Genomic DNA, 19,242 nt, shown 5'->3' with positions numbered 1-19,242 from the left:
CCGGGAGGGTGTGGGAGAGTAGGACACCGCCGGACACACATTAGCAAGAGCCCCGACCACACGGTCGGGGCTCTTCGCACTTAAAACAACACCACACCCGGAAACCACACCAAGCCAGCGCGGCCCGAAGGCCCCGGGGGCCTAGCCCGAAAAGAACTCCGACAACTCAGAGATCAACTTCTCCGGCGCCCGGTTCGGCCCGTCATGGCCGAACCCCGGAAGGATGGTGTAGCTGGAGCCCGACAGGACATCGTGGATCTGCCCGCAGGCCACACCGAAGTACGCGGGGCTCTTTTCGCCCACCACGATCAAGGTTTCCAAGGGCAGTGCCAGGAACGGCTCGGCAGGCATGTCGGCAGCGATGACCGCTTTGATCTCACGGACGCCACAGGTCATGAGCTCACGCATTTGTTTTCCGACGGGGGTGCCGGCCGCCAGTTTGTTCGCGAGAGTAAGCATTGACAGCGGCATCCGGGCGAAGGCGCCGCCGGTCTCCACGCCCTTGATGAGTACGGCGAGGGCGCGGTCGTAGTCTCCCGCCGCCGTCGCACGTTCATAATCGGGCGTCCACTCGGCTTTGACGCTGTGGTTCACTGAGACGGCGGGATCGTAAACCGCCAGCCGCTCCACGGGGAGGGTGCGTGCTGCGTGCAATGCCACTGCACCGCCGAAACTGTGGCCAAACACATCCGTGCTGGAGGTGTGCTTCATGACGGTCTCAAGATCCCGTATATCGGCTTCCAGAGTGTAATCCTCGGCCTGGGGGGATGAGTCGCCACGCCCACGCCGGTTGAACGTGTGGACCGGCCGGCCGAGTGCTTCGCTGAGTTTCTGGGCGAAGCGCGTGTAGTCCGAGGCCGTCACCATGGAGGCAGGAACCACCACGACGCCGGAACCTGCCGATGCAAGCCCAGCACCCGTGGTGAGTACTTCGAGGTGTCCGCCGTCGTGGGTCATGATGATGTCGCGCGTCATGTCTTGAGCCTAACCGAGGCACCTGACAGCGGGCCGCATGCCCACCCCGTATGTGGACAACGAATCAGCTTTTGAAGTACCCCGAAATATCCGAAACCAGTTCGTTGACGGCCGCGGGGACGGAACCGTGGAAGCCCTTGGGGGAGACTTCCAGGGTGCTGCCCGGTACGGCCCTGTTCAGCCTCGCTGCAGTGACCTTGTAGAACTGCGGGCTCTTTTTGCCCACCATGAAATGCGTATTCGAGGGAAGCACCGCAAAATCCTGGGGCGTGTCGGCATCTTCAAAGGCGGCCTTGAGCTCGCCCACGCCGGAAGCCAGGAGTTCGCGGAACAGTTTGTTCACTTTGGTCCGCGAAACCACGGCCATGAGCCCGGCAAGGATCGGCTCGGGTACGCGCGCCAGGGCTGTTCCAGGCTGCATCCCCCGCCTCATGCGCGCCATGGCACGGTTCACGTCGCCCTTGTCGACCGCATCCGCGAATCCGGCCAGCCAGTCGGTGTCCATGCTTCCGTCGATGTTGACGGCGGCGTCGTAGACAGCCAGTTTGTCAGGTTCGTGGGCAGTTCCCGCGAAGGCCTGGGCCGCGTTCAGCGCGACCGAGCCACCAAGGCTATGGCCAAGGATGTTGCGCGCACCGGTGGCGTCCATGATGGTGCGGACATCCTCTACTTCCGTGGCCATGGAGTAATCGTGCGGCTGTTCAGTAGAGTTTCCCCGGCCGCGGCGGTCGTACACGTCCACGGCCCAGCCATCACCGAGGCCCTTGGCCAGGGCAATCGAGAATGGCCGGTAGATGAGGGCCGTGAGGAACGCGCCGCCGATCAGCACCACTCTTCGTTCCCCGGGCGCCTCTTCCGCGCCGTAACTGTACAAGGCGAGCCGGCCGCCGTCGTGCGTCTTGATCCCGCGTTCCTTCACCGGAACATCCTAGGGGGTATTCACCGTTCCGGCCGGGAGGTTGTTCCCCGAAAGGAACCGGGCGATCCGCGCCGCCAGGCGACGCCCGGGGCGCAGGGGCCCCTCATGGAATTGCAGGGGCACAACCGCGAACTCGATGGCAGGCACCGCACCTGCCAGCGCGCGGCCGGTTTCAGCAAAGTACGACGGACTCCAGCCACCACTGAGCATGAGCGTGGGCGTGGAGAGTTTCTTGAAGTCGTTGAGGTGTGCGTCGGCGTCCAGGACCGCACGCATTTCCACGACGGCGGTGGGCAGCAGGGAGCGCATCTCCAGGCCGAGCCGGGTTTGGGCCGAGAGAACGCTCAGCGTACGCAGGGCCCGCATCGGAAGGTAGGAAATCGGCCCGGCAGTGCCCAGACCCTGAACCAGATGGGCCCATGCGTGGTCCAGCTGTCCGGCGGTGACAGCCTCCTCCAGCTCCGGCCGCCAGCGGCTGCTCAGGTTACCGGACAGGGAGACTGCGGCGTCGTAGGTGACCAACTTGTTGATGTTGGCCCGCCTGGCGGCTTGGAGCGCCACGAAGCCGCCATAACTGTGCGCCACAACGTCGGTGGAACCGCTCTTTTCCATGACTGCCTGGAGGTCGGCGATCTCGGTGTCAACGGAATACCCCGCGGGTTGCGGGGCAGAATGGCCGCGGCCGCGGCGGTTATAGCTGTGGACCGGACGGCCCAGCAAAACACTCAGGGTCCGGGCGAAGGGCCAGTAGAGGGAATCGGTCACCAAAGTGCCGTGGACAAGCACGACGCCGGCCGGTTCCGCAGGTGCCTGCGAACCGGGAATCGAAGCAGCCGACGCCGGCCTGAAGCTGTGCACCTCAAGCTGGCCGCCGCCGTCGTGCGTCTCAACCGTCCATGTCTCCACCGTCCGAGTCTATGCTTTTCCCCGTCGGGGAAGTCCGGAAGTGAAGGTCCGTAATCAACGGTAAACTTAAGGACTGTGACTTCCGCAAACACCCCAGCCCTGAACACCTCCGCAGAGCCCATCGATGCCAGCGAGCAAATGCGCATCCGTATGGAGAAGCGCGCCAAGCTGATCGAGCGCGGCACCGAGGCCTATCCGGTGGGTGTTGAGCGGACCCATTCCCTGGGCGAGATCCGCGAGAAATACGCGCATCTCCAGGCTGATGAGACCACCGGGGACGTCGTAGGCGTTACGGGACGCGTGGTGTTCGTGCGCAACACCGGCAAGCTCTGCTTCGCGACGCTCCAGGAAGGCGGCGTGGACGGCAAGGGCGTACGGCTGCAGGCCATGCTGAGCCTGGCGAACGTCGGCGAGGAAGCCCTTGCGGACTGGAAGGCCTTGGTTGACCTGGGTGACCACGTGTTCATCAAGGGTGAGGTCATCTCCTCGCGCCGCGGCGAACTGTCCGTGATGGCCGATTCCTGGTCCATGGCCTCCAAGGCACTGCGTCCGCTTCCCGTCCTGCACGCGGAGCTGAACGAGGAAACCCGCGTCCGCCAGCGCTACGTGGACCTCATGGTCCGTGACGAAGCCCGCGAGATGGTCTACAAGCGTGCCGCCATCACCCGTTCGGTCCGCGATACCCTGGACCGCCACGGATATGTGGAAGTGGAGACTCCCATCCTGCAGCTGGTCCACGGCGGTGCCACAGCCCGTCCGTTCGAAACGCACATGAATGCCTTCGACCAGAAAATGACGCTCCGCATTGCCACCGAGCTTTTCCTTAAGCGCGCAGTAGTGGGCGGAATTGACCGTGTGTACGACATGGGCAGGGTCTTCCGCAACGAAGGCGTGGACTCCACCCACAGCCCGGAATTCACCACCCTCGAATGCTACGAAGCATGGGCCGACCAGTTCGTCATGGCCGAGCGCATGAAGGAAATCATCCTGAATGTGGCAGACGTTGTTGGTACCCGCACCATCCAGACCGAAGCCGGTGAAATAAACCTCGACGGCGAATGGGCCTGGCTTGCGGTTTACCCGGGTATTTCAGAAGCAGTGGGCGTGGAAATTACTCCCGACACCACTGTGGAAGAGCTCTTGGCGATCGCCGCCAAGCACGACGTCAAGGTGGACCCGAAATGGGACGCCGAGAAGATCGTCGTTGAACTTTTCGGGGAAATCGTTGAACCCACGCTCCTTAATCCCACATTTGTGTACGACTACCCGCCCTCGGCCCAGCCGCTGGCGCGCCCGCACCGCGAGGATGGCCGGCTGATCGAGGCATGGGACCTCATTATTGGTGGCATGGAGCGCGGTACTGCATTCTCGGAACTCATTGACCCCGTGATTCAGCGCGAACGCCTCACCGAACAGTCGCGCCGCTCGGCCGCCGGTGATGAAGAAGCCATGCAGTTGGACGAGGACTTCCTCCGCGCCTTGGAATATGGTGCCCCGCCCATGGGTGGAATCGGGCTCGGCATTGATCGTTTGGTCATGCTGTTTACCGGCGCCGGTATCCGCGAAACCATTCTGTTCCCCTTGTTGAAGCCTGAAGGACACTGATCATGGAGTACATCGCAGTCCTGGCGCCCTCAGTGGTGGTGGGTTTGATTTTCTGGTTTGCCATGAAGTCCATCTTCAATGCGGACAAATCAGAGCGTCAGGCCGAAGCCCGCGCCCAGGAGGAGGCCAATTTGAGAAATCAGGGCCCGGCCCCGGAAGGTCCAGCCACAAAATAACCCGAAATTGGCTTCCGCTAAGCAAAGGAATCCAATTGTGCTTTGACGCGCGTGCTTGCCGTGACAGATAATCAAGAAAGAAACCCGGGGAATTTCTGATTATCCAACCCTCCGAATGAGAGGCAACTCATGGCACAGAAAGTAAAAATCATCCTCGTCGATGACCTGGATGAAGGGGCTGCGGACGAAACTGTCCGATTCGGCCTGGATGGTGTGAGCTACGAAATGGACCTGTCGACGGCCAACGCAGCTTCCCTTCGGAAAGCCCTGGAACCTTACGTCGCCAAGGCCCGGAAGACCTCTGGCCGCGCAACGCGGGGCCGTGCAACAACGGCACGCAACCAGGATTCCGCGCAGATCCGCCAGTGGGCTCGTGACAACGGTTACACAGTCAACAGCCGCGGGCGTATTCAGGCGGAAATTCAGGAAGCTTACCAAAAGGCCAATTCCTGATTCATCACTTCAATGCCCCGGCAACTGCTGCCGGGGCATTCGTTGTTTAAGCCCGGTTTTTGTGCGCCACATGGCCCATGGCTGGGAATTTTCTGTGAATCCACGGTCGCACGGAAAGACGCTTGGTGCCCTTATTGCCGTTCACCCGGACCGCAGAGGGTGGCGCCCTGGTGATCTGCTGCTCCGGCGGGCATCACGCGGGAGGGTCCCACCGCCGTCGTCCCTGGTCAAGGGCAGTCCCTGTTTTATTCCGTAAGGGCGTCATGTTTCCCCTGTGGCGAACACGCCCCAAAAGTGTTGCCCGGGCACGTAGCATCAAAGTACGTCGTAGCTAGGAGTGTGGCGAAATGTTTGAGAGATTTACGGACCGTGCCCGTCGCGTGGTCGTCCTTGCCCAAGAAGAGGCACGGATGCTCAACCACAATTACATCGGTACCGAGCACATCCTCTTGGGTCTGATCCACGAGGGTGAAGGCGTTGCTGCCAAGGCGCTCGAGTCCCTGAGCATTTCGCTCGATGGCGTTCGCGAGCAGGTGCAGGAGATCATCGGCCAGGGCCAGCAAGCCCCGTCCGGCCACATCCCCTTCACGCCGCGTGCCAAGAAGGTGCTTGAGCTTTCGCTCCGCGAAGCACTGCAGCTCGGCCACAACTACATCGGTACTGAGCACATCCTGCTTGGCCTCATTCGCGAAGGCGAAGGCGTGGCCGCCCAGGTGCTGGTCAAGCTTGGCGCGGACCTGAACCGGGTCCGCCAGCAGGTCATCCAGCTGCTCTCCGGCTACCAGGGCAAGGAAACCGCAGGCAGCGGCTCCGGCCAAGGCCAGCCCGAGGGTACCCCCGCCGGCTCGGTGGTGCTGGACCAGTTCGGCCGCAACCTGACCCAGGCTGCCCGCGAGAACAAGCTCGATCCTGTGATCGGCCGCGAGCAGGAGATGGAACGCGTCATGCAGGTCCTCTCGCGCCGTACCAAGAACAACCCCGTGCTGATCGGTGAGCCAGGCGTCGGCAAGACGGCCGTCGTCGAAGGCCTCGCCCAGGCGATCGTCCGCGGCGATGTCCCGGAGACCATCAAGGACAAGCAGCTCTACACGCTGGACCTTGGTTCCCTGGTTGCCGGCTCCCGCTACCGCGGTGACTTCGAAGAGCGCCTGAAGAAGGTCCTCAAGGAAATCCGCACCCGTGGCGACATCATCCTGTTCATCGACGAGATCCACACCCTCGTTGGTGCAGGTGCAGCCGAAGGCGCCATCGATGCTGCTTCCATCCTGAAGCCAATGCTTGCCCGCGGCGAACTCCAGACCATTGGAGCCACCACCCTGGACGAGTACCGCAAGCACATTGAAAAGGACGCCGCCCTTGAGCGTCGTTTCCAGCCGATCCAGGTCAAGGAACCCTCTGTCGCGCACGCGATCGAGATCCTCAAGGGCCTGCGGGACCGTTACGAGGCCCACCACCGCGTAACGATTACCGACGGCGCACTTGCCTCGGCCGCGCAGCTTGCCGAACGCTACATCTCGGACCGCTTCCTTCCGGACAAGGCGATCGACCTCATCGATGAAGCCGGCGCACGCCTGCGCATCCGCCGCATGACTGCTCCGCCGGAGCTGAAGGCCATGGATGAGCGCATTGCCGACGTCAAGATGGAGAAGGAATCCGCCATCGACGCCCAGGACTTTGAGGGTGCCGCCTCGCTGCGCGACAAGGAGCAGAAGCTCATTGCCGAACGCGCAGAGAAGGAGCGCACCTGGAAGTCCGGCGGCATGGATGACATCTCCGAGGTTGACGAAGACCTGATTGCCGAAGTTCTGGCGAACTCCACCGGCATCCCGGTCTTCAAGCTCACCGAGGAAGAGTCCTCGCGGCTGCTCAAGATGGAAGAAGAACTCCACAAGCGCGTGGTCGGCCAGGACGAGGCCATCAAGGCCCTGTCGCAGGCTATCCGTCGCACCCGTGCCGGCCTGAAGGACCCAAAGCGTCCCGGTGGCTCGTTCATCTTCGCCGGCCCCACCGGCGTCGGAAAGACCGAGCTCGCCAAGGCGCTTGCCGAGTTCCTGTTCGGTGAAGAGGACGCCCTCATCACGCTGGACATGTCCGAGTACTCCGAGAAGCACACGGTTTCGCGTCTCTTCGGTGCTCCTCCGGGCTACGTCGGCTACGAAGAAGGCGGCCAGCTGACCGAGAAGGTCCGCCGGCGTCCGTTCTCCGTAGTCCTGTTCGATGAAGTTGAGAAGGCTCACGCCGACCTGTTCAACTCGCTGCTGCAGATTCTGGAAGACGGCCGTTTGACCGACTCCCAGGGCCGCGTGGTGGACTTCAAGAACACCGTGATCATCATGACCACCAACCTTGGTACCCGCGATATCTCCAAGAGCGTGGCCACGGGCTTCCAGTCCGGCACGGACACCCAGACCGGCTACAACCGGATGCGTGCCCGGGTCACGGAAGAGCTCAAGCAGCACTTCCGTCCCGAGTTCCTCAACCGTGTTGACGACGTCGTGGTGTTCCCGCAGCTCACGCAGGACGAGATCATCGAGATCGTGGACCTGTTCGTGACCCGCCTGGAGCGTCGCCTCAAGGACAAGGACATGGGCATCGAGCTCACGCCTGCCGCCAAGGTGCTCTTGGCTACACGTGGGTACGACCCCGCCATGGGTGCCCGGCCGCTGCGCCGGACCATCCAGCGCGAGATCGAGGACCAGTTGTCCGAGAAGATCCTGTTCGGCGATATCCACCCGGGCGACATCGTTGTGGTGGACGTCGAGGGCGAAGGTGACGACGCCAAGTTCACTTTCGAAGGCAACGCCAAGCCGCGCATCCCGGAGATTGCTCCGACCGCGTAGGTTGAATACGGCGAACAGCTGAAGCCCCGCTCATTCCGAAAGGACTGGGCGGGGCTTTCCTTTTCCTTCCCACCCCCCGCTGGAGTTTTTGTACACCTAATGACGTTAAGGTGGCTTGATAAGGGCGTTATCTGTACAAAAACTCCAGCGGGGGAGGGACGAATGCGCGTTTTGATGGTGGCTCCCGGTACGCGGGGGGACGTCGCGCCCATGGCCGGGTTGGGCAGCCGCTTGCAGGATCTGGGTTACGAGGTAGCGATCGCTGCCAACCCTGCGTACTCGCCACTTGTCGTGGGATCCGGGTGCGAATTCCGGCCGCTTCAGGGCGACCTGGCGCAGCTCATCAAAAGGCCGGCCCCGGGAGCGAAGGCAACGTCCGGAAGCCTGGTTGCGTTTTGGCGGCAGCTTGGCGAGTACATGGACAACGCGGCCAGGGGTACGCTCGCGGCCGTTGAGGCGGGCGCTGACGTGGTCCTGGCCAACTCTGTGTCGCCCTACGCCTACGACGTCGGGGAGGCATTTGGCATCCCTGTCATCGGCGCCCATCTGCAGCCCACGGAACCGAGTTCGGCCTACCCGCCGGTGATCATGAACTCGGCCCGAAGCCTGGGCGCATGGGGCAACAGGATCATTGGGGAGCGCGCCGCCAGCGGACCTGCCCCTTACGACGGACCCAGCGCGCGCCTTCGCAAGGAACTGGGTCTGGGCAAGCAAAGCCGTGCTGCCGCAGAGCGTCGCAGGCGGAAGGCCAGGGCGACCATCCTTCATGGCATCAGCCCTACGGTTCTCCCGAGGCCGGCTGATTGGCACGACGGCCTGGTCATGGCCGGATACTGGTGGCCCGCAGCTAAACATGACTGGCATCCGCCCGTGGACCTGGTGGACTTCCTGGAAGCTGGGCCGCCCCCGGTGTTTGTCGGGTTCGGGAGCAGTTCCGACGTTGATTCGGGCATCATTCTCGAGGCCACGCGCCGCGCGGGTGTCCGGGCCGTAATCCAGGGCGCGGAGGGTGCGTTTGGCGACGATGCGGTTGGCGTCGGGGATGTGCCGCACGAGTGGCTGTTCCCCCGCATGGCTGCGGTGGTTCATCACGCGGGCGCAGGGACGACGGCGGCCGGCTTCCGGGCGGGCGTGCCTGCGGTGGCCGTTCCGGTGTACACCGATCAACCCTTGTGGGCCTCGCGGGTTGCCGCCCTGGGCGCCGGCCCTCGACCGCTTCCGCACAGGAAGCTCACTCCCGTGCGCCTCGGCGAGGCCATCGCGGAAGCCGTCACCACGCCGTCGTACCGCCTGAGATCCAAGGCAATCGCGACCGCGATCGCCGCCGAGGACGGGACAGCCGCCGTAGTGGAGGTGCTGCGGAAGCTGCCTCAACAAGGCAATATGTGAAAGTACTGTTTCACTGTAAGTGAACGCACCTGTGATGCGGAGCACATTCAGTGTTGAATCAGAGCATGGACTCTGCTGACACCCACGCCAAGGACGCCCAGCCCGAAACCCCCTTCCACGATCTGGACCACTACCTGTCCATCCCGCGGATTGGTGGCCTCACCCTCAGCCCCGATGGCCAGCGGCTGGTCACTACAGTTACCACGCTGAACGCCAAGGGGACCGAATTCGCCACTGCCCTGTGGGAACTCGATCCTGCCGGTCGCAACCACGCCCGCCGCATCACGCGCAGCTCCAAGGGCGAAGCCGGCGCCGTCTTCGCTGCGAACGGCGACCTCTACTTCACCTCCGCCCGCCCTGACCCGGAGAGCCCGGACGCGGACCCCGTCAACGCGCTGTGGCTGCTTCCCGCCGACGGCGGAGAAGCCCGTGTGATCCATTCGCGTGCGGGCGGCATCAGTTTGGTCATGACCGCGAAGAATGCAGACGCAACATTCATCAACGCCGAGGTCCTGGCCGGCTCCACCGATGAAGGGAATGACGAGGAACGCAGGAAGGCACGCAAGGACAACAAAGTCTCCGCCATCCTGCACAGCGGCTACCCCGTCCGGTACTGGGACGCCGACCTTGGGCCCGCCGAACCGCGGATCTTTGCAGTGGAACCGGGGGAGGACAAGGAACCCGGCAAGCCTTCAACGGTGGATGCCACCGCGCCGCTCCAGCTCCGGAACCTGACGCCCGGCGTCGGCGGTGCGCTGCGGGAAGCGAAAACCGTGGTGAGCCCTGACGGCAAGACCATCTACACCAGCATGGCCAAACCCTTGGCGAAGGCGGACAGCCGCGAGGTCCTGGCCGCCATCGATACCGCCACCGGCGCGGTCAAAGTGCTGCTGGACCACGAGGGAATGAGCTATTTCCCCGGTCCAGTCAGCCCGGACAACCGCACCCTGGTGGTGGAAAGCGAGAGCGACACCACTCCCACCCAGGCGCCACAGGTGAAACTGCACCTGCTGAACGCGGCGGGCGGAGAGACCACGGACCTTGAACCGTTGGCCCACCACTGGGACCGCTGGGCGACCGCGCTCGCTTGGCTCCCGGACGGCTCTGCCATCCTCGCCAAAGCGGACGACGACGGCGCGTCGCCGGTTTTCCGGATCGACGTCGCTGACGGCGGCGTGACGCAGGTGACGAAGGACGGCGCGGCGTATACCGACGTCGTGGTTTCCCCGGACGGAACCACGGCGTATGCGCTGCGCAGCTCCTACGAGTTCCCGCCCGAAGCGGTGCGGATCGACCTCGCCAGCGGTGAGGTGGTCCGGCTTCCGGCGCCGGCGGAACGGCCCGAATACAAGGGCCGCCTTGAGCGCGTGGAGACTAAGGCCGACGACGGTGCTCGCGTCCCTGCCTACCTCGCCCTTCCGGAGGGCGCCTCAGCCGGGAACCCCGCCCCGCTCTTGCTGTGGATCCACGGTGGACCCTTGGGTTCGTGGAATGCCTGGACCTGGCGCTGGAACCCTTGGCTGTTGGTGGCCAAGGGCTACGCTGTGCTGCTGCCGGATCCCGCCCTGTCCACGGGTTACGGCCAGGAATTCATCCAGCGCGGGTGGGGCGAATGGGGACGCAGGCCATTCACGGACCTGATGGCCATCACGGATGCAGTGGGGGGCCGGCCGGATATTGACCAGACGCGCACTGCTGCCATGGGTGGCTCGTTCGGTGGCTACATGGCCAACTGGGTCGCCGGACAAACGGACCGCTTCAAGGCGATCGTCACCCATGCGAGCTTGTGGGCGCTGGACCAATTTGGGCCCACCACGGATGCGGCCCAATATTGGCTGAAGGAAATGACCGTTGAGATGGCCATGGCCAACTCCCCGCACCTGAACGTGGGCAATATCAAGACGCCCATGTTGGTGATCCACGGCGACAAGGACTACAGGGTGCCGATTGGCGAGGGCCTGCGCCTTTGGTACGAGCTCCTGTCCTCATCGCAGTTGCCTGCCGATGACAACGGCCAGAGCCCCCACCGCTTCCTGTACTTCCCGGACGAAAACCACTGGGTGCTTCAACCGCAGCACGCAAAGGTCTGGTACGGAGTGGTTGAGCACTTCCTGGCCAAGCAGGTGCTGGGTGAGGACGTCGCGCTGCCAGAGGAGTTGGGCGTCTAGGCAGCTCGGGAGGCTGAGTGATCAGCCTCCCGACATCCGCCGGATGTTGGCGGCGTAGGAGTCGAGGACTTCAAGAACCCCGTGGTGCTGCCAGACGCGCTTGCGGCCGTGGCCTGAGGTCTCAGCGAGCACTCCACGACTGCTAAGCGCATCCAGCGCACGAAGTGCTGCCATCTCTCCGAGACCGAGTTCGGTCATGAGGAACTTCGTGTTGACCGCGGGCTGGCCAATAAGTGCCGGCAGGACCCGCCAGGCCGCCGCGTCGGCCCGTAGGCCTGCCAACTTCGCGCGGGACTCTTCGAGCTGGGCTGCAAGGTCGTCGACGAGCCGTGATCCGGTAGTTGCGGCGATCCGGGCTGCCCCCGCGAACCCGCGGACAATGGGTCCGGCGTCCCCTTCCCGGAATGACCCGAGTGCAGAGAAGTAGTGTGCTGTGTCGACCAGAAGGCCGGCCGAGATCGGTACGGCTGTGGAGCCGACGAGGCCCTTGTTGCGGAGAATCGACTGAGCCAGTGCCCGCCCGGTTCTGCCGTTTCCATCAGGGAACGGGTGGATAGTTTCGAACTGCGCGTGGCTGACGGCCACCTGAACGAGCACAGAGACGTCCTGGCGGCGGATGAACTCAACCAAGTCCGTAACCGCGCCGTGAATGCGGTCATGGTGCGGGGCCACGAATTCGGCGGTTCGAGGTCCGGCCTGGCCGGGGCCGATCCACACTTGCTCATCCCGGAAGCGACCGGCCCCGACCGGGTCGAATCCAGGCTGGTGGAGCATCAAGGCCTTGTGCATCGCAAGGATGGAGTCTTCACTGATGTTGTCGGCCAGCTGGAGGGCCGCCTCCATGGCCCGGACGTTTCCGACGACGGTTAGCGCGTTGGTCTTGTGGCCGGCGTCGATCTCGGCGAGGGCAAGCTGTTTCGCCGATGTTGTCAGCTGCTCAATCTGCGAACTGGATGCCGACTCCGTGCGCAAGAGGATTGCCGTCATCGGACCAAGCGCGGGGTTGTCCGTACCCAGCGTCTGCTGGGCGTGCTTGTCGAAGTTCACGAGCTGACGAGTCGCGTCTTCGACGTCGGCGGCATCTTCGCCGGAAACTTCGGGTGTCCAGTGCGCGATATTCGCCGTAACGGCGGCTTGGTAAGGGCCGGTCTGACGCTCGACCTCTGCGCGTGAGTACATCCCGGGCACGCGAGGCTTCCAGTCGAAGGTCTCAAACGAGACCGGATCAACTGCAAGGCGCGGTTGCGGAAATGCGGACATGGTCCCACCATACCAACACTTAAGATATTAAGTGTTGGTATAAGACGCACGTTTCAACACTTAGCCCCATAGATGTTGGTTACTGCCGTGTGGGGCCCACGCTTGCGTTCATGAAGGGGTCACCCCCGCGCATCTCGTTAGGATGGGGGAGTGAATTCGACCTTCAGCCTTCGCCCTGCCCGCACCAGTGACGTGGCGGCTATCAAGAGGCTCGTGGCGCCCTTGGCTGAAGAGCGGATCCTCATGGCCAAGGAAACAGTGGCCTACTACGAGAGCCTCCAGGAATTCCGGATTGCCGAGTCCAGCGACGGCGAGGTCATTGGTTGCGGCGCCCTGCACGTGATGTGGGAGGACCTGGCCGAAATCCGCACACTGGCGGCCGCCGACTCGTGGCGTGGCCGCGGCGTGGGTCATGTCCTGGTGGAGAACCTGCTGGAAGAAGCCAAAGCCCTTGGAGTCAGCCGCGTCTTCTGCCTGACCTTCGAAGTGGAATTCTTCAAGCGCCACGGCTTTGAGGTCATGGCCGACCAATCGGCGGTGGACCCACAGGTGTATTCAGAACTCCTGCGCTCGCATGATGAAGGCGTGGCGGAGTTCCTGGACCTGGCCCGGGTAAAGCCCAACACCCTGGGCAACACCCGCATGATCAAGCAGCTCTAGGCCGCACCGGCGCACTCCCTCCACGTCTGTTGGACGTGTAATTTTCCTTGCCCGATTATGGGTGATTTAAAACCTCTTCTCTTATCTAAAGTTGATGGATAAACTGATCAAGGCTTGCTGGGGAAGCTTCCACTACTCGGTCAATGTGAGAGAAGATCATGCAGTCCCACGCGTCCTTTTCAGATGTTTCAGAACTCCAACTCAGTGTTCGCGGTCCAGTGTTCACGCCTACCGATCCCGGTTTCGCCGCAGAAGTAGCGGCCTTCAATTTGTCCACACAGCACCAGCCGGACCTCGCCTTCGGCGCCCTCGACGCAGAGGACGTTGCGGCAGCGGTCCGTTGGGCTGCAGAACGCAAAATGCCCGTTTCCGTTCAGTCCACCGGACACGGCGCCACCAACGCCATTGAAGGTGGCCTGCTCATCAGTACCCGTCGGATGCTCGAACTGAGCATCGATCCCGTCGAGAAGACGGCACGCGTAGGCGCAGGTGTCCGATGGCGGGCGGTGGTGGATCACGCCGCAACCTTCGGTTTGATGGGGCTCTGCGGTTCCACAACCGACGTCGGCGTGGTGGGTTACACGCTGGGCGGCGGGCTGCCCATCCTGGGCCGCAAGTACGGTTTCGCCTCGGATCACGTCATCGCCTTTGAGCTCGTCACCGCGGACGGAACGCAACGCCGAGTGACCAAGGACGAGGACTCTGAGCTGTTCTACCTCCTGCGCGGCGGCAAGGGAAACCTGGGCATTGTCACTGCCATGGAATTCCACTTGTTCCCAAGCTCAGACCTCTTTGCCGGCGGCCTGTACTATGACGGCGAGCACGCCCCCGCGGTCCTGGAGAAGTTCAGCGAATGGGTGCCGGAGCTGCCCAAGGAGGCATCGGCGTCGTTGGCTTTCCTGCGGTTGCCGGACATGGACATCGTTCCCGAGCCGCTTCGCGGCAAGTTCGTAGTTCACCTGCGCTACGCCTACCAAGGCGATGCGGCCGTTGCCACGCAGCTGCTTGAACCGATGCGCCGGAGCGCCCCATTCATGATGGACGGAACCGGGCCCCTGGACTCCACCCAGCTGGACATGGTCCACCAGGATCCGGAGCAGCCCGTGCCCGTGCGGGAGCGCGGTTTCCTCCTGGACCGGCTCGATGAGGACGCCAAGGCCGCCATCCTCCGGCACTTTGGACCCGGGGTACCCAGCCCTGTGCTCATGGCCGAAATCAGGCTCCTGGGCGGGGCTTTGGCCGCCTGTGCCGATGGTGAAGACAGTGTCGGGGCGCGCGATGCCGCCTTTAGCTTCTTCATGGCCGGCATGATGGTCCCGCCGGTGGCGGAGCTGCTTCCGTCAGTGTTCGACGCCGTTCGCGAAGACCTGCGCGACGCCTCCAATGGCGGGACATTCGTTAACCTCCATGGACACTTCGTGGACGCTGAGGACAGGGAACGGCCGTGGGGCCCAAGTATCCGTGAGCGCCTCCGCAAGGCCAAGGCCGAAGTGGATCCGCACAACATGTTCAGCTTTGGGCACGTCGTTGGGTTGCCGGTCATCGACCAGGCCGTCCTGCTGGAAGACGTTGCCACTGCAGGCGGCGACGCCGTGCTGAACAGCTGAAGGGGATGCGGACAATGGACCATAGGGTCACGTTCCCGGATTTCTCCGCTTTCCAGATCGACCTTCCCTACGGTGCGTGGCCGCATGACGCCTCCTGGGCGGGGGACAGGCATTCCGATCCGGACCTCTACTCGGCGTTCTGGCCGGAGTTCCGGCCGAGCCAGGAGACGGGCGAAGTGACGGCGCCTCCCGGCGAGGAGTAGCGGCCCGAAAATCCACACGGCAGGGACGGTCAGAAGGGCTGTCCCTGCCGCTATTTAAGTGCCCTTCCAGCACTGGAAGACCTACCGGGGTCCCGGCCGCCGGTAGTAGGGTCAGAGCACCAGCCACAGCACGCCAGGAGCATCCAATGAAAAAGCTCATCAATGATCCGCGGGCAGTGGTGGACGAGTCCGTTGAAGGATTCGGCATGGCGCATGCCGACATCGTGGACGTCCACCCCGAGCCCAAATACGTCGTCCGCAAAGGCGCCCCGGTTGAGGGCAAAGTTGCCCTCGTTTCCGGTGGCGGCAGCGGCCACGAACCGTTGCACGCAGGTTTTGTCGGGCTCGGCATGCTCGACGCCGCTGTCCCCGGCGCAGTCTTCACCTCACCAACCCCGGACCAGATCATTCCGGCCACCGTCGCGGTCGACTCAGGCGCCGGCGTCGTGCATATCGTGAAGAACTACACCGGTGACGTCCTGAACTTTGAAACCGCAGCCGAAATGGCGCAGGCCGAAGGCGTGCGCGTCCGTTCAGTGCTGGTCAACGACGACGTCGCGGTGGAGGACTCGCTGTACACGGCCGGGCGCCGCGGGGTTGGCGGAACTGTCCTGGTGGAGAAGATTGCCGGTGCCTCGGCGCAGCGCGGAGACGACCTTGACGCCGTCACCGCCGTCGCCGAACGGGTAGTGGCCAACGTGCGGACCATGGGTGTGGCCCTGTCCGGTTGCACAGTGCCACACGCGGGAACACCGAGCTTTGAGCTGGCCGATGACGAAATCGAAATCGGCATCGGCATCCACGGAGAGCCTGGCCGGCACAGGATTGCCATGGAAAGCGCGGATGCCATCACGGACCGGCTGCTTGATCCCGTGCTGGAGGACCTCGGCCTGGCTTCGGGCGAGAAGGTGCTGTTGTTCGTCAATGGCATGGGCGGGACCCCGCAAAGCGAGCTGTACATCGTCTACCGGAGGGCTGCGCAGGTCCTCGCCGAGCGGGGCGTCACGGTGGAGCGCTCGCTGGTGGGCAACTATGTGACGTCCCTGGAAATGCAGGGCTGTTCAGTATCCGTGCTGCGCCTGGACGAAGAGATGACCAGGCTTTGGGATGCTCCCGTCCACACAGCAGCCCTGCGATGGGGGGCCTGAGCATGGGCCTGGGCACCACGTGGGCACAGGACTGGTTGAGGTTGTCGGCCGAGGCGATGGCCGAGCACAGGGTGGAGCTCATTGAGCTGGACCGTGCCATCGGCGACTCCGACCATGGCGAGAACATGGACCGCGGATTCCAGGCAGTGCTGCAGAAGCTCGCTGAAACTCCGCCCGAAACTCCTGGTGCTGCGTTGAAGGCCGCCGCCATGGCGCTCATGTCCAAAGTAGGCGGCGCTGCCGGTCCCCTGTACGGAACGGCCTACCTGAGGGCGGCAACATCGTTGGGGGATACCGCCGACGTCGACGCGGACGCGCTCGCGGCAGCCCTCACCGCTGCACGGGATGGCGTGGTGGCGCGCGGCAAGGCTGAGCTCGGCGACAAGACAATGATCGATGCCTGGACTCCTGCGGTGGAGGCTGCCGTGAAGGCGGCGCAGGGCGGCGCGGAGCCCTCGGCCGTGCTGGAAGCTGCTGCGCAAGCTGCCGAGGCAGGGGCCAAGGCGACGGATCCGTTGGTGGCGCGCAAGGGCCGGGCCAGCTACTTGGGGGAGCGTAGCGCCGGCCATCGTGATCCGGGGGCGGCGTCAACCGCGCTGCTCTTGCGGGCGGCTGCTGACGCAGCGGCCGGCTCTCCCGGCCGGACGGGAGCAGACGCCGGATGACGGTTGGGATCGTAGTTGTTTCGCACAGCAGCAAGATCGCTGAAGGAGCTGTTGAACTCGCCGCACAGATGGCGCCCGACGTCGAACTCGTCGCCGCCGGGGGCACTGACGACGAGCGGATCGGGACCAGCCTGGAGAAGGTGCTGGCCGCCGTCGAGCAGTCGTTGGTGGATTCCGGTGGTGACGGTGTGGTGGTCTTGACCGACTTGGGTTCGGCGGTGATGACGGCTGAGTCGGCGGTGGAATTTGCCAGCAATCCCGACGCCGTGCAGCTGGCGGATGCACCCTTGGTGGAGGGGCTCGTGGCTGCTGCAGTCGCCGCGCAAGGAGGTGCCGGCGTCGACGATGTGCGCAAGGCGGCCGAGGCTGTCAGCTTCGGCGCCGTGCCTGAACCGGCCCGACGCGCTGACCTGCCCGAAGCGTACGGCCAGGATGAGCCCGATGCGAGCGGCGACTTCGAACTGATCAACCCCATGGGTATCCACGCGCGGCCCGCGGCGAAGATCGCCGGCGGCCTATCCGGGCTGGACGCCGAGGTGACGGTGAACGGCGTCGACGGCATGTCCATCATGGCGCTGATGGCGCTCGCTGCAGGGCAGGGGTCCAGCCTCCACGTGGAAGCCCGCGGCAAGGACGCCTCCAAAGCGGTTGAATACGTGGGGCGGCTGGTGAAGGAGGGCTTCGGAGAGCTCTAGTTTTCAGCGATTTTCGTCCAAATATTGCTAAGTACACTGATTAGTGATGTTGTAGAGGTACAAGGTTCCTACGACGAAAGAGGTGCGACATGGGTGCTGACGACAAGATGGAGAATGCAGGCGAGAAGCTTGGCGGCAAGGCCAAGGAAGCTGCCGGCAAGCTGACCGACGACAAAGGCCTCGAAGCTGAAGGCAAGGGCGACCAGGTCAAAGCAGACCTCAAGGGCGCTGGCGAAAAGGTGAAAGACGCATTCAAGAAGGACTAGGAATGTGGACAGGGCCGCTGCGGTTGCAGCGGCCCTGTCTTGTTTTATGAACTTCTTGTGCGAAGCGCCGCTCCGGCGGTGCGCTGATTGATGGAGGACTTTCGTGAACATAGTGGTAAAGCTGCTTGGACTCGCCGTGAGCCTGGGCGCTGGAGCGATCGCCAACAAGACGCTGGAGGGCCTTTGGGAGAAGAAGACCGGCAAGCCAGCGCCCAAGGACGGCACTGACCTCAACGACTCCTTGCCAGGTGTCCTGGTGTTCGCCATTGTGTCTGCCGGCGTTGGCGCAGTGGTTCACGTCCTTACCCAACGGGGCACCAAGAGCGCCCTGGCCCGCATGAAAGAGACCGCAGACGAGGTTTAACCATGGCTATAGCTAAATTCCCGAGTGTTGTCATCGATTGTCCCGACGCTGCCGCCTTGGCCGGCTTCTACAGCGAGCTTTTTGGCTGGGAAGTAGAGGACAAGGGCGATTGGTTCGACATCCGCCCCAGCGACGGCAGCAACTGCATCTCGTTCCAGCAGGTGGATGTGTACCAGGCCCCCGTGTGGCCCGGGCAGACCATCCCGCAGCAGATGCATCTGGACATGGTGGTGGAGGACCTGGACAAGGGCGAGGAAGTCGCACTGTCCCTCGGTGCGACCAAGGCTGACCACCAGCCGGGTGAAACATTCCGGGTACTTCTTGACCCGGCCGGACACCCGTTCTGCCTCTGCCTTAGCTAGCCGCTGGGCCAGCTAGCTGCTGGGCCAGCCAGCTGCTGGCCGCTAGCCCTGCTGGGCGGCCCATTCCTCCACCCGGCGGTTGCTCTCCTCCTCGGAAAGGTCTTCTACGCGCGTCATGATGGACCAGCGAACGCCGAAGGGATCGCGGATGCTGGCGTACCGGTCACCTGAAACGAATGTGGTCAGAGGCTCGCGGACGGTTGCTCCGGCTTGCTCTGCCTTCTGGACCAAACTGTCCGCGTCGGCGCAGTAGAGCCCCATGGAGTAGCAATCGTCCTCGCCGTCCGGTGCCGGAACCAGGTGATAGCCGGGGTTTGGCTCCCCGAGCTGAAGGTGGCCGTTTCCGAAGTCCAACTCAGCATGGACCACCACGCCTCCCATCTCGGTCTCGCCCACGACGCGGGCACCGAAGACGTCGCGGTAGAACATGATGGCTTCCTTCGCGTTGGGCACGGCGAGGAACGGCGTGAGGCTGGTCAGGCCGTTGGGTACGCCATGGGTGGTGTGCTGGCCGTGGGCGGCAGTGGTTGATTCTGTGTTTGCTGTATCCGTCATGGCTATGACGCTACGCGCCCCGGGTG

At 63.6% G+C, this 19,242-nt stretch carries 20 protein-coding genes; 15 read left to right on the top strand and 5 right to left on the bottom strand.

The genetic code is table 11. The features are described from left to right. Nucleotides 1-141 precede the first annotated feature (141 nt). From AB0N72_RS20115 to AB0N72_RS20105, 3 genes are all read right to left on the bottom strand, one after another. Complete coding sequence (locus AB0N72_RS20115; RefSeq protein ID WP_363934646.1) at nt 142-975, bottom strand: alpha/beta hydrolase; 834 nt, start codon at nt 973-975, stop codon at nt 142-144. A gap of 64 nt (nt 976-1,039) precedes the next feature. Beyond that, nucleotides 1,040-1,894: an alpha/beta hydrolase gene (locus AB0N72_RS20110; RefSeq protein WP_363934648.1), complete on the bottom strand. Its 855-nt coding sequence runs from the start codon at nt 1,892-1,894 to the stop codon at nt 1,040-1,042. A gap of 9 nt (nt 1,895-1,903) precedes the next feature. Beyond that, nucleotides 1,904-2,800 (bottom strand): alpha/beta hydrolase, encoded by an 897-nt coding sequence (locus tag AB0N72_RS20105; protein ID WP_363934650.1) that lies wholly within the window; start codon nt 2,798-2,800, stop codon nt 1,904-1,906. 75 nt (nt 2,801-2,875) lie between these two features. Here AB0N72_RS20105 and lysS point away from each other — a divergent pair, with 75 nt between their 5' ends. The 6 genes from lysS (at nt 2,876) to AB0N72_RS20075 (ending at nt 11,431) form a co-directional block, all read left to right on the top strand. Then, complete coding sequence (gene lysS / locus AB0N72_RS20100; protein ID WP_363934652.1) at nt 2,876-4,405, top strand: lysine--tRNA ligase; 1,530 nt, start codon at nt 2,876-2,878, stop codon at nt 4,403-4,405. Nucleotides 4,406-4,407: 2 nt separating this feature from the next. Next, on the top strand, nt 4,408-4,581 hold the full coding sequence (locus AB0N72_RS20095; protein WP_363934653.1) for a hypothetical protein: 174 nt from the start codon (nt 4,408-4,410) through the stop codon (nt 4,579-4,581). A gap of 129 nt (nt 4,582-4,710) precedes the next feature. Continuing rightward, on the top strand, nt 4,711-5,034 hold the full coding sequence (locus AB0N72_RS20090; RefSeq protein WP_363934655.1) for an Lsr2 family protein: 324 nt from the start codon (nt 4,711-4,713) through the stop codon (nt 5,032-5,034). A gap of 347 nt (nt 5,035-5,381) precedes the next feature. Next, nucleotides 5,382-7,874 carry an ATP-dependent Clp protease ATP-binding subunit gene (locus tag AB0N72_RS20085; RefSeq protein WP_363934657.1) on the top strand — a complete coding sequence of 831 codons (2,493 nt, stop codon included), beginning with the start codon at nt 5,382-5,384 and terminating at the stop codon, nt 7,872-7,874. A 162-nt stretch (nt 7,875-8,036) separates the two neighbouring features. Beyond that, nucleotides 8,037-9,263: a glycosyltransferase gene (locus AB0N72_RS20080; RefSeq protein WP_363934658.1), complete on the top strand. Its 1,227-nt coding sequence runs from the start codon at nt 8,037-8,039 to the stop codon at nt 9,261-9,263. Nucleotides 9,264-9,328: 65 nt separating this feature from the next. Then, nucleotides 9,329-11,431: a S9 family peptidase gene (locus tag AB0N72_RS20075; protein WP_363934659.1), complete on the top strand. Its 2,103-nt coding sequence runs from the start codon at nt 9,329-9,331 to the stop codon at nt 11,429-11,431. Nucleotides 11,432-11,452: 21 nt separating this feature from the next. On the opposite strand, the gene AB0N72_RS20070 is transcribed toward AB0N72_RS20075, so the two are convergent. Further along, on the bottom strand, nt 11,453-12,691 hold the full coding sequence (locus AB0N72_RS20070) for a Fic family protein (protein WP_363934661.1): 1,239 nt from the start codon (nt 12,689-12,691) through the stop codon (nt 11,453-11,455). A 150-nt stretch (nt 12,692-12,841) separates the two neighbouring features. Between AB0N72_RS20070 and AB0N72_RS20065 the strand changes: the two genes are divergently transcribed. From AB0N72_RS20065 to AB0N72_RS20025, 9 genes are all read left to right on the top strand, one after another. After that, entirely contained in the window at nt 12,842-13,351 is a 510-nt protein-coding gene (locus AB0N72_RS20065; RefSeq protein WP_363934663.1) for an amino-acid N-acetyltransferase, read from the top strand. A 218-nt stretch (nt 13,352-13,569) separates the two neighbouring features. Next, nucleotides 13,570-14,958: an FAD-binding oxidoreductase gene (locus AB0N72_RS20060; protein WP_363934665.1), complete on the top strand. Its 1,389-nt coding sequence runs from the start codon at nt 13,570-13,572 to the stop codon at nt 14,956-14,958. A 14-nt stretch (nt 14,959-14,972) separates the two neighbouring features. Beyond that, nucleotides 14,973-15,161, top strand: a complete 189-nt coding sequence (locus tag AB0N72_RS20055; protein WP_363934666.1) for a hypothetical protein — start codon at nt 14,973-14,975, stop codon at nt 15,159-15,161. Between the two features lie 146 nt (nt 15,162-15,307). Beyond that, nucleotides 15,308-16,309 carry a dihydroxyacetone kinase subunit DhaK gene (dhaK, locus tag AB0N72_RS20050; protein WP_363934668.1) on the top strand — a complete coding sequence of 334 codons (1,002 nt, stop codon included), beginning with the start codon at nt 15,308-15,310 and terminating at the stop codon, nt 16,307-16,309. A gap of 2 nt (nt 16,310-16,311) precedes the next feature. After that, on the top strand, nt 16,312-16,974 hold the full coding sequence (gene dhaL, locus AB0N72_RS20045; protein WP_363934830.1) for a dihydroxyacetone kinase subunit DhaL: 663 nt from the start codon (nt 16,312-16,314) through the stop codon (nt 16,972-16,974). After that, nucleotides 16,971-17,669, top strand: coding sequence for a dihydroxyacetone kinase phosphoryl donor subunit DhaM (gene dhaM / locus AB0N72_RS20040; protein WP_363934670.1), 699 nt, complete (start codon nt 16,971-16,973; stop codon nt 17,667-17,669). Before dhaL ends, dhaM begins: the two co-directional genes overlap by 4 nt. A gap of 89 nt (nt 17,670-17,758) precedes the next feature. Continuing rightward, a complete protein-coding gene (locus AB0N72_RS20035; RefSeq protein WP_018780110.1) occupies nt 17,759-17,935 on the top strand; it encodes a CsbD family protein in 177 nt (58 codons plus the stop codon). Between the two features lie 103 nt (nt 17,936-18,038). Continuing rightward, nucleotides 18,039-18,299, top strand: coding sequence for a DUF4235 domain-containing protein (locus AB0N72_RS20030; RefSeq protein WP_363934673.1), 261 nt, complete (start codon nt 18,039-18,041; stop codon nt 18,297-18,299). A gap of 2 nt (nt 18,300-18,301) precedes the next feature. Beyond that, a complete protein-coding gene (locus AB0N72_RS20025) occupies nt 18,302-18,661 on the top strand; it encodes a VOC family protein (protein WP_363934675.1) in 360 nt (119 codons plus the stop codon). Between the two features lie 42 nt (nt 18,662-18,703). Here AB0N72_RS20025 and AB0N72_RS20020 read toward each other — a convergent pair whose 3' ends face one another. Continuing rightward, nucleotides 18,704-19,216: a VOC family protein gene (locus AB0N72_RS20020; protein WP_363934677.1), complete on the bottom strand. Its 513-nt coding sequence runs from the start codon at nt 19,214-19,216 to the stop codon at nt 18,704-18,706. Nucleotides 19,217-19,242 lie beyond the last annotated feature (26 nt).

It is taken from the genome of Paenarthrobacter sp. NPDC089307 (assembly GCF_040685055.1).
Lineage (GTDB): Bacteria > Actinomycetota > Actinomycetes > Actinomycetales > Micrococcaceae > Arthrobacter.
The sequence above is the reverse complement of the archived record's forward strand: the minus strand, read 5'-3'. Positions and strand labels throughout refer to the sequence as shown.